General features: G+C 46.5%; 11 protein-coding genes. All 11 read right to left on the bottom strand.

The features are described 5' to 3' along the window. Nucleotides 1-972, bottom strand: coding sequence for a sugar ABC transporter permease (locus MHI37_RS09805; protein ID WP_076337774.1), 972 nt, complete (start codon nucleotides 970-972; stop codon nucleotides 1-3). Next, complete coding sequence (locus tag MHI37_RS09800) at nucleotides 969-3,920, bottom strand: extracellular solute-binding protein (RefSeq protein WP_076337775.1); 2,952 nt, start codon at nucleotides 3,918-3,920, stop codon at nucleotides 969-971. Before MHI37_RS09800 ends, MHI37_RS09805 begins: the two co-directional genes overlap by 4 nt. Then, the gene (ugpC, locus tag MHI37_RS09795) at nucleotides 3,917-5,047 is read right to left on the bottom strand and encodes a sn-glycerol-3-phosphate ABC transporter ATP-binding protein UgpC (protein WP_076337776.1); all 1,131 of its coding nucleotides are present in this window, start codon (nucleotides 5,045-5,047) and stop codon (nucleotides 3,917-3,919) included. The genes MHI37_RS09800 and ugpC overlap by 4 nt, the downstream gene beginning before the upstream one ends. A gap of 853 nt (nucleotides 5,048-5,900) precedes the next feature. Then, entirely contained in the window at nucleotides 5,901-6,749 is an 849-nt protein-coding gene (locus tag MHI37_RS09790; RefSeq protein WP_076337777.1) for an NAD(P)-dependent oxidoreductase, read from the bottom strand. Nucleotides 6,750-6,777: 28 nt separating this feature from the next. Then, a complete protein-coding gene (locus tag MHI37_RS09785) occupies nucleotides 6,778-8,001 on the bottom strand; it encodes an enolase C-terminal domain-like protein (protein WP_076337778.1) in 1,224 nt (407 codons plus the stop codon). Between the two features lie 267 nt (nucleotides 8,002-8,268). Continuing rightward, nucleotides 8,269-8,931 carry an HAD family hydrolase gene (locus MHI37_RS09780; RefSeq protein WP_076337779.1) on the bottom strand — a complete coding sequence of 221 codons (663 nt, stop codon included), beginning with the start codon at nucleotides 8,929-8,931 and terminating at the stop codon, nucleotides 8,269-8,271. A 138-nt stretch (nucleotides 8,932-9,069) separates the two neighbouring features. Beyond that, complete coding sequence (locus MHI37_RS09775; RefSeq protein ID WP_076337780.1) at nucleotides 9,070-10,620, bottom strand: extracellular solute-binding protein; 1,551 nt, start codon at nucleotides 10,618-10,620, stop codon at nucleotides 9,070-9,072. Between the two features lie 56 nt (nucleotides 10,621-10,676). Continuing rightward, nucleotides 10,677-11,561, bottom strand: coding sequence for a carbohydrate ABC transporter permease (locus MHI37_RS09770; RefSeq protein WP_076337781.1), 885 nt, complete (start codon nucleotides 11,559-11,561; stop codon nucleotides 10,677-10,679). A gap of 31 nt (nucleotides 11,562-11,592) precedes the next feature. Further along, complete coding sequence (locus MHI37_RS09765) at nucleotides 11,593-12,519, bottom strand: ABC transporter permease subunit (RefSeq protein ID WP_076337782.1); 927 nt, start codon at nucleotides 12,517-12,519, stop codon at nucleotides 11,593-11,595. 162 nt (nucleotides 12,520-12,681) lie between these two features. Beyond that, a complete protein-coding gene (locus MHI37_RS09760; protein ID WP_076337783.1) occupies nucleotides 12,682-14,046 on the bottom strand; it encodes an extracellular solute-binding protein in 1,365 nt (454 codons plus the stop codon). Between the two features lie 27 nt (nucleotides 14,047-14,073). Continuing rightward, nucleotides 14,074-15,879, bottom strand: coding sequence for a sensor histidine kinase (locus tag MHI37_RS09755; RefSeq protein WP_076337784.1), 1,806 nt, complete (start codon nucleotides 15,877-15,879; stop codon nucleotides 14,074-14,076). Nucleotides 15,880-16,050 lie beyond the last annotated feature (171 nt).

The following is a 16,050-nucleotide window of genomic DNA, read 5'->3' as shown; positions in this document are numbered from 1 at the left end:
TTACAGCTCCTCCTTTGATCCGAACAGCCGGTAAGCAAATCTCATCGCAAAGTAGCTAATGAGCAGCAGCATAACCGAAACAGCGGAAGCGTAACCGAGCTCGAAACGAATAAAAGCGTAGTCATCAATATGATTGATAATCAAATGCCCCGAATAGGAAGGGGTGATGGGCATTCCTGTCAGTTGGGTCGAAATGCCCCCCGCCTTCAGCGTCCCGACGATGGACATGACTGCGCTGAACAGCATTTGCGGCTTCATAGACGGAACCGTAATATAGAAAACCTCTTGAAGCCGGCTCGAAATCCCATCAATTCGCCCCGCCTCGTAAAGCTCTCGGTTAACCGTCTGCAGCCCCGCCAGCATGGCAAGAAAGCCGACGCTAAAGCTGACCCAAAGGGAAACAATGATCATAATATTGAGCAAGTGCTTAGGGTCCTGCAGCCAAATGACTGGACTGTTGATCCAACCCATTTCCAGCAGGAAGTTGTTGAAATACCCGACGCGATCACCGCTGAACGTTGCAATCCAGACGACCGACAACGCCACGCCGCCAGCCATCGACGGCGCGTAGAACGCCAGTGTGTAATAATCGCGAATTCGCAGCGGCAGCTGATGAATCAGCCATGCGAATAGAAAAGAAAGAATATAACCGCCTGGCCCAACGATAAGCGCGAATAAAAAAGTGTTCGGAATGGCCTTGGTTAGAAAGATAATATCCTGTGTAAATAAGCTGATATAGTTGTCTATCCCTATGAAATGCAATGAACCAAAGCCATCATAGGATGTAAAACCAAGCGTCGCTGCCATAATGACCGGGATGACGATAAACAATAGGAAGCAAATGAGGAACGGAGCAAGAAACAGATACAAGAAGCTATCGCGTCTAATTTCCCGCCAAAACTGATTCCATTTCAAGCGAAGCTGTGACTTTGCCTTCACTTTAGCTATATTGGGAGAAAGCTGCGTATTCATCTCTGCGGTTCCTCCCATTCGTAAGGTCTTATAATTTGCGGAACCTGAAGATCATCATCCGCTTTAATGCCAAAGTTTTTCTGTCTTCTATTCATCTCCCGCTGCAAGGAGAGCTGCGCTTGCTCGAGTGATTCCTGCGCTGGAATCGCCTCAAGCACTGTACGGTTCCACGCAAACTCCATTTCTCTGTTGAGAAAATAATAACCAGGCACATACGGCATATTTTTCGCCCAGCGCGCTTGCTCCTGAAGCGCCTTCAAGTCATCGCTTGGCCATGTGAGCGACTTCATCGCTTCTACATTTGCTGTATTCCACCTAAACTCGATGCCATAGAAGGATTCGATATCCTCCGCATATTGCGACTGCACCGCCTCAGAGGTCCACCACTCCAGAAACGTCCAAGCGTCATCCTTCCGCTCGCTTTTCTTCATAATCATCGCAGCCGAAATACCCTGCGCCGACCACCGCTCCACCTCGCCGTTCTCCTTCTGAATGCCCGGCAAGGGCGCAATTTTCCAATGTCCCGTTATTTCCGGTGCGGCAACAAGAAGCTGCACATACGTATTGAAATCCGCTACACCAATTGGAATATCACCATCGCGGAAATGCTGAAAAAACGCAGGTACATCGATCGGAAGATTATATTTTCGGTAGAGCTCGGTCCAGCGATTGAAAGCGAGCTGTCCAGCATCACTCGAAAGTGTGCCTTTCAAGCCATCAGGCGAATAAGCCTCTGCTCCGTTTTGGAAAAAAAGCGTGGCGAAATCACTCTTTGGATAGTTCATGGTCATGCCGTTCTCTTGAAGGGTTGGCAAAATATCGAATACATCTTCCCATGTGTCTGGAGCCTTTAGATTCAAGGATTCCAAAATATCCGTTCGATAGAAGAGCATTTGGAAATTTTGTACCTCCGGCAAGCCGTAGAAGCCGCCATCATAGCTTAAAGATCTGCGGACCCCGGGAATAAACCGATCAAATACTTCTTCAAAACCAGGGAAGCCAGACAGCTCCTCGACAGCATCCCTCATCGCAAAATCAGCTGGTGTAGACTCTCCTACTCCAAGTGCAATGTCCGGTACGTCACCCGCTGCATTTCCGAGAATGAGCATATTCGGATTTGTCATAATATTGATATTGACTTCAATTCCCGTTCTTGGCGTAAAATCCTGATCCACCATCTCGCGCAGCAGCTCCACGTAGTCGCGGCCTCGCTGCACCCAGATCGTTAATGCTTCCTTGCGATTATGCTTGCGAGTGTCATAGTCCATATAGAAGGTTCTGCCGAAATCCGTAATAGAGTAGGGAATTCTCGACAGCGTGCTTGCCACCTTCAAATTCGGTTCGGCCTCCGGCGTTCGTACAACGATATAATCCAAGAGCAGCTGCTGCTGTGTCAGCGTCGCCATCCATGTTCCGATATTGTTCTGAATCGTGGAAAAATCGTTGATTTTATTCGGAATTTCGTTGACGTCCTCCAGCAGCTTCTCCAATATGGCTACGGAGCTCTTAATCGCTTCCGACAAATCGGAATCCTTCTTGTTAAGTCCATTGATGTAATTGCGTATATTCGTTAAATCAGTAATGAAGCCTGCCATCTTCTGCTCCACATCCGGCTCAAGCTTTACCATATCCCATGTCCGCGTCGAATCAATATTGGCATCAAAGCCTGATTTGCTGTAGTTGCCCGTCAGCAGCCTGATATGGCGGTCGAAAGCAGCGAGCTGATCAAGCGATTCCTTCAATGCCAGATAGACGGGCTGAGCCATCGAAGAATCCGAGGTCATGCGCAGCGTATGTGCTCCCTTCTCCAAATAAAAGAGGAAGGACTCGCCCTCATCATTCGCGAGTGCTTCAAGCTGGAATTCCTTCTCTGTCGGAATTCCATAATGAAGCAGCTCTTGGAACGGCGTCTTGCCGTCAATCGAAATCGTACGGTAAGCTTCAAAGCCATTCCGATAATTTTGGAATGTTTTTAAGTCGATTTCATACCAGCCGTTAGCCGGCACATTCAGCTCCCATTCCACCCATTCACCTGGCAGTCTCCAGCGCTGCCCTCCCAGTACGTTGTAAGTAATTCTCCCCTTCGGATCAGGTGAAATATGAGGCTCTGACCAGAAGTCAGTCTGGATCGCAAGGCTTGATTTTTGCTTAAACTGCTCGGCTTCGATTACACTGTACCAATCAGGCTGCGAATCAACAGGCGGATGTAAGCGCTTATAATTTTCGTAATCCGGAACCTCTTCTCTCGGCTTAAAGGCTATTTCCCTTAGAGCGACAGTTTCTCTTACCCCGACGAGCCGAAGGGTATGCCTGCCCTCCTCCAAGCGGTAAAGCAGCGGCTCTGATGATGCTGAGAAACTGCCAGCTGCTTTGGCAATCCATTCTTCAAGCTCCATTTGTGCCGGCCTAATCTGCTGTCCAATTTCGTTGCGATCGTAGGGGAACTTAGAGTCCTTCCACAGTCGTTCCAGCTCAATTCGCTCGGATTCAACAAACGGATAGGCTCCGTCTAGCTGTACGCCGCGAATAACGGAAGCATTGCCTCCTTCAAGAGCCTTATAATCAAAATGAAGCTCATACCAGCCTCCCTTGGGCGCATCGAACGTCCATTCCACCCAGCCCAGCTCATTTTCCCAGTACAATAGCTCATCGCCTTGCTCGTTAGCCTGCTTTAAAGCAGCTTCCTCATCGGCAGCGCTATAAGCTGGAGGTGAGATCGTAATCACTTGCAAACTCTCATCTCGCAAATAAGCTTCTGGGTATTGAAGCATTAGCTTTGCGTAAGGCAGCTCTCCAGCCTTGCTCTCGAAGGAGAGCAGCTGCTTTGTTGTCACAGAAGTCGCATATAGGATCGGTTCGCTAGCTGTAATCCAGCGGATGCCTCCGAGCACCAGCGCCACAGCCAATAGGAGACGAAGTCCGATGCCCAGCATCTTCATCCTTCTCATCCTTCCACTCCTCCAGCTGCCAAGGATACACCCGTTTGCTCGTCAAAAAAATGCACCTTGTTCATGTTGAAGCCGATAAGCAGCTTCTCTTCTTTGTGATAGAACTTCTCGGGGTCCGTTCTGCCGATAACTGTTTTCTCGCCTAGCTTTACGTAGACGTAAGAGTCAGCTCCTGTTACCTCAGTCATATCAACAACACAGGAAATGAAATCATCCTCCACCTCATTTACTTCGCCTTGCTTCAGCCAGACATGCTCAGGACGCACACCGAGTATACAATTGCGCAGCGACCCTTCCTTTATGGCAAAGTCGCGATAATGACGTTCAGGAACCAGCAGCTTCATTCGTTTATTAGAGAAATAATACTTCCCATCCTCTAAGACCAAGCTGCCTTCGAGAAAATTCATCTGAGGCGAACCAATGAATCCGGCGACAAAAAGATTAGCAGGCTCATCGTATAGCTGACGCGGCGGCGCAACCTGCTGGATGACACCGTCCTTCATAACAACAATCCTCGTCCCCATCGTCATGGCTTCTACCTGATCATGCGTAACGTATACCATCGTCCGCTTCAAGTCGCTTTGCAGCTTGATAATCTCCGCTCTCGTCTGAGCGCGCAGCTTCGCGTCAAGATTCGAAAGCGGCTCATCCATAAGGAATACTTGCGGCTCTCTCGCTATGGCTCTACCAAGCGCAACGCGCTGCTTCTGACCGCCCGACAGCTGGCTCGGCTTGCGTTCCAAAAGATGCGAAATTTCGAGTATTTTAGCCACTCGGTTTACTCTGAGCGCAATATCATGCTTTGCTGTTTTGCGGAGCTTCAGACCTAATGCGATATTTTCATAGACCGATAAATTCGGGTACAACGCATAATTCTGAAACACCATCGCAATATCCCGATCCTTCGGCGAGACGTAATTCACGAACTTTTCATCGATGTACAGGTCCCCTTCGGTAATATCCTCCAGCCCAGCCAGCATTCTCAGCGTTGTTGATTTGCCGCAGCCGGAAGGACCTACGAGTACCAGGAATTCCCCCTCCTCAATGGAAAGGTGGAAATCGTTGACCGCCGGACGCGACTCCCCTTTATAATGCTTGTATACATGGCTAAACGTAATGCTTCCCACCCTTGCTCACCTCTCATCACATTTTGACTTTTTCTAATGAAATAAGTAGAACTAGAAACTTGCGTTTTGGACGCTGTGCGACTAGATCATTCTTACGCTCGCGGTTGCAGCCAGAATGATCTTCTCGCTTCGCTTAAACTTCATTTTTAAGTTCAACTTATATAAATTAATGTTAACGCATACAAGCAGCATCAAATATGAGTCAATATTTTCTTTTACAGTCAAATGTTAGCCTATAATTTCTTAAAATTGTCAATCTAACGAATAGAATAGTAAGCGCTTACTAAAGTCTCCGCTAGATTAGGGAGAGACGCCTACACTGCACTAAGTACAATGAAAACCTCACATGAGAGCTGTTTCAGACGGCTACATTGTATTATTGCAGTAGAATTAGCTCCAAACCAGCGAATATCGCCCTAGAATAGACATTCTATTGCACAAACTACAGTGTACGTGCCCTAGTTAGGCGAGTAACGTCGATTACATTGTACAAACTGCAACGTAGCCTCTTCCTATAGCGCTGAACCCATCGAGCTAGCACACCCATTCTAAGAACCGGAGAAAGAAAGCTAAAGCAACCCAACGAAATAAGTTGAACGAGAGATTTACGTTTTGGGCGCTGCGTGAGCAGATCATTCTGAAGGGTCGCGAGTACAGCCAGATTCTTTGATTTCCTAAGACAGTCAAAGGTAAGAATATGGGCTGCAAAGGCGAACAGTTCGTTTCTTCAGAACGATCTTCTCGCTTTGCTATAACTTTTTTTAGTTCAACTTATATATTTCCCAGTCTTATCATTCCGAATCATGCTGCTTTAATAGAAATAAAACTGATTGTTAGGCTATTTTCAATTCACTTAAGAGGTAGACGCTTCATTGTCAGCCCATGAATATTGCGGGCTCCAGCCAAGTACATCCTTAGCCAATTGATTGCTAACCACCGCAGTTCGGCCATGCAATTCCGTACGCACGTCGACGACATCTGGATAGAAATGATCCAACAGCCGTTTCGACTCCCAATCGCTCAGCGTATCGCTGCTCGTTATGTTAAGACAAATCGCCCCTCGGTCCTCCACATGAAGTGAGGCAATGCACGCGCTGACCGCATCGCGAATATCAACATAGCTCCACAAAATATGCTTGAATGCTTCCGGTTTACTGATCGCCAAATGCTTATAGTCCTCGGGATTCGTAATCATAGAGAAACGAAGTGAAATAACCTGCATCCCGTTTCTACGATCAAACATCGCTGCGGTTAACTCATTGACCACCTTAGATAAGCCATAACATTCCTGCGGCTGCTGCGGGTGTTCCTCATCGAGCGGCAAATAATCAGGCGAGAAGCGCGTAGGCGCCCATGCAAAACCATAGGAGGACTCACTTGAGCCCATGACCACCTTGCGAATGCCCAAAATCGAGGCAGCCTCCAAAATATGATAGCCAGCTACCGTATTATTCGTGAAAATATAAGGGTAAGTATGGACAAGCGGTGCAGGAATTGCCGCCAAATGAATAATGGCATCAGCACCGTGCAGCGCGGACACGACCTGCCCGAAATCCTTCAGGTCTACCATTACTTGTCTGCATCGGAGCTGAGCGGACCGCTGGTTATCCAGCGATATGACCTCATAGCCCTGCTGCTGCAGCGTTTGAATGAGCTTAGTTCCCAGCTTGCCGCTGCCGCCTGTTACTGCGATCGTCTTCATCTTAAGAAATACCTCCATTTGAATGTCATTATGGGCGTACTAATGTCCCGTCAGCCTTGCGATCAAGGTGATAAGGATTGTGATAAGCGGATCGATTCCAATTTTCTCCAACCAACAGCTGTGCTTTCAGTTCATCAAGCTCGATGCCTAGGCCCGGCTTATTAGAGGGATACAGATAGCCGCCCTTTCGAACGATATGCCCTTCAAAGGCATCAAGCTCCTCCGGACGGAAGTGATTCACCTCTTGTATGCCAAAATTCCATATCGCCATATCCAAATGGACCGCCGCCGCCTGGTTTACGGGATCATTTTCCCCGCCCTCCTGCCATGCGGTGCGCACCCCAAAGGCTTCGCAAAGCGCCGCTATTTTGCGGCATGCACTTATTCCGCCTGCCTTGGAAACGCGAACACGAATGAAATCAATCAGCCGCTCCTTAACAAGCTCTGTCCACTCCTGCGGATTAACGAACAGCTCACCAACGGCTTGCGGCGTAGCGCTTTGCTGGCGCAGCTGGCGATACCAGCCAATCTGCTCCGGCGCAAGCGCATCCTCCAAGAAAAACAGCCCATAAGGCTCGACGCGCTTTGCAAGCTGGATCGCATGGATGGGCGAGAGATGCTCATGCACATCATGCGTGAACTGTATGCCCATGCCAAAGGCTACCCGCAGCTTCTCGAACATATCCGGAATAGCGTTCAAATACGCATGCTCGTCGAACACAGGCCCCTTCGTCCACGCCTGCTCAGGGAGGTTGGCTTTGTCGCTATTAATGAAGCCGCCTCCGCCGTAGCCCCCCATTTGTACACGAATGACGGTATAGCCCTCCTCTATAAACCGCTGCACATCCTCCTTCAGCTCACCAATATCCGCCCCGCCAGCATGTCCATAACAAGGCACGGCCGCACGGCTAGCTCCGCCAAGCAGCTGATAGATAGGCAAGCCTGCCTCCTTGCCCTTGATGTCCCATAAAGCCATGTCGATCCCGCCGATTGCCGTATGCAAAATAGCCCCATTTCTCCAATAGCCGCTCATATACATCGTCTGCCAGAGATCTTCTATATTCGCAGCATCCTTGCCAATCAGCAGCGGCGCCAGTAATTGCTCGATCACTTGAACAACGGCCTCAGGATTATAAATATCTGAAGCGGAGCCGAGTCCATACAGACCATCTTGGTCTGTTAGTACCTTTACGATCGTCCATGTCCCGTTTTTACGTGTGCGTATACATTTGATACCAGTAATTTTTGCCATGCTCTCACCATCCCTTAAGTTGTATCACGAATAGTGTAATCTTAATTCGGGCTATTCTATATGAGCCATCCTTAGCTTTTCTATCCTAGAATTAGCCTCTTTCCCCTTCAGAGGCTTTAACTCGTGCAGCAGCTCGCTATGGCAAGGACAGCTTATGCAGAAAAAAGAAGGGACTGCTTCCGGCCGCGTAACTCCGCTGCTGGAAACAATCCCTTCAAGATGCCAAGCCTTACTCTATTGGTTGCGTAATTGAGACAGCTAGGCTAATTACCTTTCAGCTAACTGACCCCAAACAAATTTCTTGAATTCGTCCACATCACTAAACATTTGCTCCGGCTCAATTTGATAATGCTTATCCTGCACCACAGCCATCCACTGTGCTGCAAAGGTGCGTAAGCCCGCTTCGTCCCCTGCCTGCATATCATCATTGCTGTCACCAACATAGATCGTATGCTCACGCGGCCAGCCCAGCTCGTTCAAAATCTGATCTATGCCTTCTGCCGATGGCTTGCGCTTCTTCACATCGTCGCCGGTTACGATTTTATCGAAGCTAATTTCCCAGCCCAGCTTGTTCAGTGAAATATCCAGTGTCCGCCTTGATTTCCCCGTAAACAAAGCCATTCCAACGCCTGCTTGCCGCAGCGAGCCCAGCAGGTCAGCAATTGCAGCATTTCGTTCAACGAGCTCCTCATGATGCTGCTCGTAATCGAACAAAAACTCGTTTACAGCTATTTCAACACTTTCGCGATTGACCAAATGCTGCTCAATAATTTGGGGCTCTGTCGGTCCTGCCATCGCATAGAGATCCTCTATCGACACCTTGCGATTATCATGCTTCTGAAATACAGCTGCACATGCAAGGTACATCACCGGCCATGTATCCGCTAGCGTTCCATCAAAATCAAAAATAATATGCTTTATTTCTCTCATTAGTATCTCTCCTCCTTTGCGGTATATACCCTCTATTATATAAGTCAAAAAGGCGATCCCGCTAGGGGAACGCCTTTTTATAGACTTTTGTCTCTTTGAAGCAGCTTCGCTTCTACAAGCGCAATGATTCATCTTGTATTATTTTTGCGTAGCAAGGAATTCATCGATTTGTCTTTGTGTTTCAGAAATGATAACATCGAGACCGTTTTTCTTCTGTACTTCGATATAATCTGCTACAGCTTTCTCAACGTCTTTCACGACGCCGAATTCAATTGGTCTGTTCAACTCATCGTTTGCAGTATCACGTTTTGCGATTTCATTTTTCATATTATCTTCTGCGATAAACAAGCCATCAATTGGAGAGTTTACGTTATTAGGCTTGCTGGCAAATTCAGCTTCCTGCACCCAGAAATCAGGTCCGTAAGTCATCGTCGGACGCATGAATTGCGGCTTCCAGAATGCCCATTGGCCGCCCCACTCCATGTAATTGCTCGTCGTCGTTTCCATGCCTTCTGGATATTCAGCCGTTTCACCGTTCAGTACATATGTTTTGCCTTCGATACCATATTGAACAAGATCATATAACGTTTTGTCTGTTTCGATCATATCCAGCAAGCGAAGGACACGTTCAGGGTTTTTCGAATTGCGGTTAATAGCTACAACGTTGGCAAGCGCGGTACGGTTAATAAATCTTTTGTCTGGATAAAGCTCCGCCGATTCCATCTTGAACTGAGGATCAGAGAAACCAGGATCTGCGCTTACCCACTCATGAGAAGTTACAGTAAACAGCTTTTTGCCGTTTCTCCACTCCGCTGCTTCATCTGATTTATCAATCATCGCATCTCTGTTAATCAGATTATCGTCATACCAAACCTTTGCCAGCTTGGCAGCTTCCAGATAGAAAGGCTGCTGCTCAACCGCTTGCACCGTAATTTTATCATCAGCCAAATAGAAACCAAGGCCATGGAAGTTAAGATCTACCCATTCATCACGAATCATAATGAGGGAAACGGGTGGTGTCCGGGAAATTCGTTCGTTTGGAAACGCTTTTTTCAGCTCCCGAAGCAAGCGATCAACGTCCTCAATCGTTTTGATTGAGCCAGCTGGAATATCAAGACCCGCTTTTTCAACTAGGTCGGAGCGCCAGCCAGTAAATTTACGCTCATTCATTTTCATCGTCCAAGGAAGGCCCACGATGTTGCCGTTTATTGTTGCAGCAGCTAGCGTGCCTTGCTCTTCATATTTCTTGTAAAGATTAGGCGCATATTCCGGCAGCAAATCATTTAGTGCCATATAAGAGCCTTTGGCAGCCATCTGCTTGTAGGATAGCCAGTCGCCGTCGAAGTTCATGTCCCAGCTATCGCCAGAAGCGGCCATTACGAGCATTTTTTCTTTGAAATCGCCGAACGGTATAAAGTTGATATCAAATTTTACGTTAAGTCCTTTTGCTTTTACATATTCGCTAACCTTAGACCATACTTCATCCGTAGCCGCTTTTTTGTCTCCGCCAAAATAAAACTTAAGTGTAACCTCGTCCTCCAGCTTTTCTCCTGATCCACCGGAAGGTGCATTGGTTGCTTTGCCATTGCTTGGCGTGTTTCCGTTGTTTGAGCTGCAAGCAGCTAGAATAACGCCGAAGAGCATAATGACAGCGATCAATAACGGCAATTTTGCCTTTCTTTTTTGCATGTGAACCTCTCCCCTAATTATGTGATTTATATACTACACGGCCGAAGCCGAGATAGTCATCCCTTTACTGCGCCAACCATTAAGCCTTTAACGAAAAACCGCTGAACGAATGGATACAAAAATATGATCGGGCCTATTGTAACGACCGTCAGTGCCATCTTTATCGATTCGGAAGGAATTTGTGCTGATATGCGCTGCATGGCAGACGCATTGCTGGAGCTCTTCAGAAATTCAACATTCGATATCAGTGTTCGCAGCAGCAATTGCAGCGGCTGCAGCTCCTGCTTGTCAACGAACATTAGCCCCAAGAACCAATCGTTCCAGTAGCTTAGTGCTACGAACAAGCCTACAGTAGCTAGTACGGGTACAGAGAGCGGTACAATCAGGCGATAAAAGATTTTAAAGTCGCCAGCACCGTCTATTTTAGCCGATTCATTCATATCCTCGGGAATAGAGAGCATGAAATTTCGAATGAGAAACATGTTGAACGCATTGGCGAGCATCGGCAAAATAAGTGCCCACAACGTGTCCTTCAAATCCAAGTATCTCACGCAAATGATATACCAAGGCACTAAACCGCCATTGAACAGCATCGTGATGATGACATAAATAGATAGTATGTTCCTATACTTAAACGATCTTCTCGCCATAACGTATGCGCCCATGCTCGTTACGAATAAAGAAAGAATCGTTCCTACTACTGTTACCAAGATGCTAACGCCATAAGCGTCAAATATACGGCTAGAGCCAAGAAACAGAATACGATAGGAATCGAAGGTGATGCTCTTTGGCCACAACGTATACCCATAATCCATGATGTCCTTCTCCGTACTAAGCGAGCCCGATATAACCATAATGAACGGAAACAAGCAGGCTAGGCTGAACAAGGATATCCCTATAATAATAATAAACTGCGAAATTGAGAATTTTTTGGCAACCATAATGCTGCTCCTCCTTGATGTGAAATGACGTTTAGAAAATAGCTGAGTCCCTGTCTATTTTGCGTGCCGCATAATTGCTTCCGATAATAAGAATGAATGCAACAATCGACTGCATGAAGCCCGCTGCAGATGCCATGCCGATATCTCCCGACTTGCGCAAGCTGCGATAAACAAAGGTATCAATAACGTCTGTTGTAGGAAACAAGAGAGAGGCATCGCCAACCATTGCATAAAACATGCCGAAATCCGCATTCATGATTCGCCCTACTGCCAGCAAGGTGAGGATAATAATCGTTGGCTGGAGCATCGGTAGGCTGATGTAGCGTATTTGCTGCCATCTCGTAGCTCCGTCTATAGAAGCTGCCTCATAATACGAATTATCAATTGACGTTAATGCCGCCAAATAAATAATGGTCCCATAACCGGTTACTTTCCACCGAATCGCAATCGTGAGGATAAATGGCCACAACCCAGCTTCACTGTAAAAATCAATCGGTTGGAGACCTATCGTTTCCAAAACTCGATTAATAGCGCCGCTCTCGAAATTCATGAGATTGTAAGCGAAAACCCCTACGACAATCCATGAAATAAAAAATGGCAGGAAGGTCAGCGATTGCGTCACCCGTTTGAAATATTTGTTTCTAATCTCATTGAGCAGCAATGCAAAGCCTACTTCAAATAATAGCCCTACCACAATAAATAACGCATTTAACAGTATCGTGTTTCTCATCGCCCGGAAGGCTGTCGACGAGGAGAATAAATACTCAAAGTTATCCAGCAGCGGATCCATCCAATCGCTTCCGAAAATTCCTTTAGCAAAGTCAAAGTCTTTAAAAGCGATGACAAGTCCTGCTAGCGGCAGGTAGTTAAAGAGAAATAGGAGCGTCGCCACGGGCAGGAACATGAGCAGTAAAGTGCGATTTCTAAGTAACTCCCGAATGACTCCATTTGATTTCATATCGATTTCCCTTTCCCAAATGTGATACTTTTATTCTAATAGAGTACCACCGGGCTTACTATGAGCCATTCTTATACTTTGTTGTTTCGTATTATCCTCCATTTGCAAATCGGCCACTCGCCTATCAAAAAAAAGCCGTCCCATTGCCGGACGGCTTTCCTACTATTTCATTTTACGCTTCCATTGCTTGCGCAATTCCAACGTTTTTTTGTTCCATGCTTCCGTCTCCGGAATGATTCGATTAATGTCAGCTCCTTGAAAAACAATATCATTAACGACATTAAACCAATTATATTCTGAGAAGGCTGGTATCGTTGCTCCCGGCAGCACGAGCACATTGTCCTTTGTCATTTTTACCGCTTCTATATTTTTTCCTTCCCATAGCTGAACCTGATCTATATAAGCCGACAACTCAGGGTCAATGACCGACGCGCTGGCCCCCTTCTCAATTTTCCATTTCTGCGCTTCCATCTCAAACTGAAAGCTGATCCATTTGTAGGCTTCCTCTTTATGCTTGGAGCCGCTTAACAAGGCAAGCGGTCCATAGATATGAAAAGAATATTGATTAGTCTCGCCTCTAGGAAACGGAAGAATGTCCCATTCGAACGTTGCTTCTTCCTGCAGCTTAGGGAGCAGCCAGTCTCCACCGACCTCGAAGGCGGTTTTACCATTGAGGAATTGTTTTACTACATCGCCTCCCTCGGCCGATTGTACCCAAGAAAGCATGGAGCCATCCACGGAGACGAATTCGGATAGCCAGCGCACATCCTCCATCACTTCTGCCGAGCTGAGCATGCTTTGTGTCAAACTATCATTTAAGTAAGCCAGATTTGACACATGCCCGTCAGAAGCAGCCTTCAATGGAAGCAGGCGCATAACAAATTCTCCGCTCGTTGTCAGGCCATACTCTCCTGCTGCAGGGTCCGTTGCCTGCTTGGCAATAGCACGAAAATCGTCGAAGCTCCAATCATTCTGAGGCATCTCCAACTCATGCTTGGCTAGCAAATCCTTATTGACAACAATCCACATCGGAACATCAACAAAGGGTACAGCAAGTCTGCGGCCATTGAAGGCCATCGTGTCAAAGAAGCCATCCGGCAGCACCTTCTCTTGGAAAGAAGCATCTGCATCCATATAAGGCTTCAAATTTTCCAGCAGCCCATTCTTCTCGTAACGCAGAAGATCACCAGCGACCCATGTCAGATCTGCTGGTGTTCCTGCAGCCTCCAGCTCCAATATTTTAGCGAATATAGCATCATCTCCACCCTCTTTAATAAGAATGGGCTCAATCGTAATCCATGGATACTTCTTATTGAATTTGTCATACAATTCCTGATAGGTATCATCTCTCCAGGTCAGCAGCTTAAGCGATACCGGTCGTTGATTAGAAATCTGCTCCTCATTCGCAAAGCGTTCTCTCTTTTCTCCGTTCCTGTCGCCCCACTTATTAAACGAGCAAGCGTTAAGGGCGGGAATACACATCAGAAGCATACTTATAACAAATATGTTCGTACATTTGCTCTTCAAGATAACGCCTCCCTTGATACCTGCGCTTCACCCATCACCATTCGAATCCAACTGCTGGCCTTCCTTCAAAATAGGATGCCTTATCGTAATCTTTGTCCCTCGTTCAGCACTTGTGTCGATATCCAGCTTATAGCCCTCGCCAAAATAGAGCTTGAGCCGATCGTTCACATTTCGCAGTCCTACACCTCTGCGGGTGTAGGAAAACGTCTCGCTAGGCTCTTCCTCCTGCTCCAGCTGCTTCAATACTGCTTCAGGTATGCCCTTTCCATTATCTGCAAGCACAATAACGATATCGTCCGTCTCTTTCTTTGCAGTAATCATAATCTTGCCTTTATCGAAGTCGCTGCGCACGCTGTGCTGAATGGCGTTTTCCACAAGCGGCTGCAGCAAAAGCCGGATAAACGGCAAATCGAGCACCTCTTCATCGCAGGAATACAAAATACGAACGGGCTGACCCATTCTGGCTTGTTCAATTAATACATACGCTTTGACTTGCTCGAGCTCGCGACGCAGCGTTGTAATTTCCTTTCCTTGGTTCAAACTCAGCCTAAGCAGATTGCCAAGCGCGGACACCATCTCGCTTATATCGCTGCGACCATGGTTTTCCGCCTTCCATCTAATCGATTCCAACGTATTATATAGAAAATGCGGGTTAATCTGGTGGCTTAGCACTTGAAACTCAAGTGCTTTCTTGTTGCGTTCCGAGCGTCCCGCTTCCTGTATGAGACCTTCAATGCGCTGTACCATGCTGCTGACGCCTCTATACAACCAGCCAACCTCATCCTTTCTGGATGACCACGGCAGCAAATAATGCAGGTTTTCAACTTCTATTCTTCTCATCAAGCGCACCAAATGTGCGATAGGCTGCGTGTAATTAACTGTAATATAAAAGACGACGCTTATGCAGCATACTAGATAAACGATTAGAAAAATAACAAGCATCCGATTAATCTCATCAATAGTGCCCGTAAGCTCGCTAAGAGGAGTTAAACTAACAATTGTCCATGGATAATTGATCATCTTAAGATAAGTAGCTAAATAAGTTACTCCATCAATCATAATCGACTTGGAGCCTTCATCGCCGCTATCCATATAAGAAATAAAGCTGGATGAAGGAAATTCCTTGCCTGTCCACTCATTCACAGATGAATCGTAATGCACAATGCCCTTCTCGTTAACAAGCAGCAGCTTTTGTTCCTTAAGCTGATCAGAGGGCGAAAAATATCTTTTCAAAAAATCCTCTGACAAATCAGTAGCAATGATGCCGCGCAGCTTCTGATCATAAAGCCCCGAGAAGCGTTTGACATACGAGAGAAGCGGCTTTCCGTATTTTCCCGGCTGCGGCATAGTCAAATACCACGTTGGGCTGACCGTTGCTTTGGAACGCTGGAACCAGTACTCGTCGCCAATGCGTACCGACTCGTCAATCGTTCTCATATATGACGGATACAGTGTAGGCTTAATCGGATAAACCTTCACTCGGAAGGCATCGATAGCTGGTGCAGCCTGATATATAACAGTCAGCAAATTAACGGTAAAAGCTGCCTCTTCCACAGGATCTATCGGCTCTTTCTCAAGCAAATCCTGAAGCGCTTTGTTGCCAATAACTGAATTGATTTCATCATTTAATTTATTTAAATAAATTTCGAAGTTTTTTCTCGCCTGCAGCAGGTAGCTCATGGACATTTTTGTATTAGTAACTGTGATGCCCTCTATCGTTTTAATATGGGAATAATAGGCAAATATCAAAAAAGGAACAATTATAATCATAAAAAAAATGAGAATCATCCGATTCCGGAAGGATGAAGCCAATCGAAAAGATACTTTATTCATCTGGTTGAATCTTCCCTTCCCTCATGCAGCTTTCTTGAAAACGCAATCTTTTCTCGATTCTATACTTCTTTCTGTCAAACTTGCAACAAGCATTTTCAGCAAATCCCGTCAGCTCCTCACGTTTTTTGAAATTTTTCCTCAATGCGATAATAATTCCCCTTAAAGTTTGTC

This window comes from Paenibacillus sp. FSL H8-0548 (assembly GCF_038630985.1).
Classification (GTDB): Bacteria; Bacillota; Bacilli; order Paenibacillales; family Paenibacillaceae; genus Pristimantibacillus.
The sequence above is the reverse complement of the archived record's forward strand: the minus strand, read 5'-3'. Positions and strand labels throughout refer to the sequence as shown.

Bases quoted from the DNA above. Each gene is read 5' to 3' on its own strand.
- MHI37_RS09805 (WP_076337774.1), bottom strand. From the start codon at position 972: ATGAATACGCAGCTTTCTCCCAATATAGCTAAAGTGAAGGCAAAGTCA.
- MHI37_RS09800 (WP_076337775.1), bottom strand. From the start codon at position 3,920: ATGAGAAGGATGAAGATGCTGGGCATCGGACTTCGTCTCCTATTGGCT.
- MHI37_RS09790 (WP_076337777.1), bottom strand. From the start codon at position 6,749: ATGAAGACGATCGCAGTAACAGGCGGCAGCGGCAAGCTGGGAACTAAG.
- MHI37_RS09785 (WP_076337778.1), bottom strand. From the start codon at position 8,001: ATGGCAAAAATTACTGGTATCAAATGTATACGCACACGTAAAAACGGG.
- MHI37_RS09780 (WP_076337779.1), bottom strand. From the start codon at position 8,931: ATGAGAGAAATAAAGCATATTATTTTTGATTTTGATGGAACGCTAGCG.
- MHI37_RS09775 (WP_076337780.1), bottom strand. From the start codon at position 10,620: ATGCAAAAAAGAAAGGCAAAATTGCCGTTATTGATCGCTGTCATTATG.
- MHI37_RS09770 (WP_076337781.1), bottom strand. From the start codon at position 11,561: ATGGTTGCCAAAAAATTCTCAATTTCGCAGTTTATTATTATTATAGGG.
- MHI37_RS09765 (WP_076337782.1), bottom strand. From the start codon at position 12,519: ATGAAATCAAATGGAGTCATTCGGGAGTTACTTAGAAATCGCACTTTA.
- MHI37_RS09755 (WP_076337784.1), bottom strand. From the start codon at position 15,879: ATGAATAAAGTATCTTTTCGATTGGCTTCATCCTTCCGGAATCGGATG.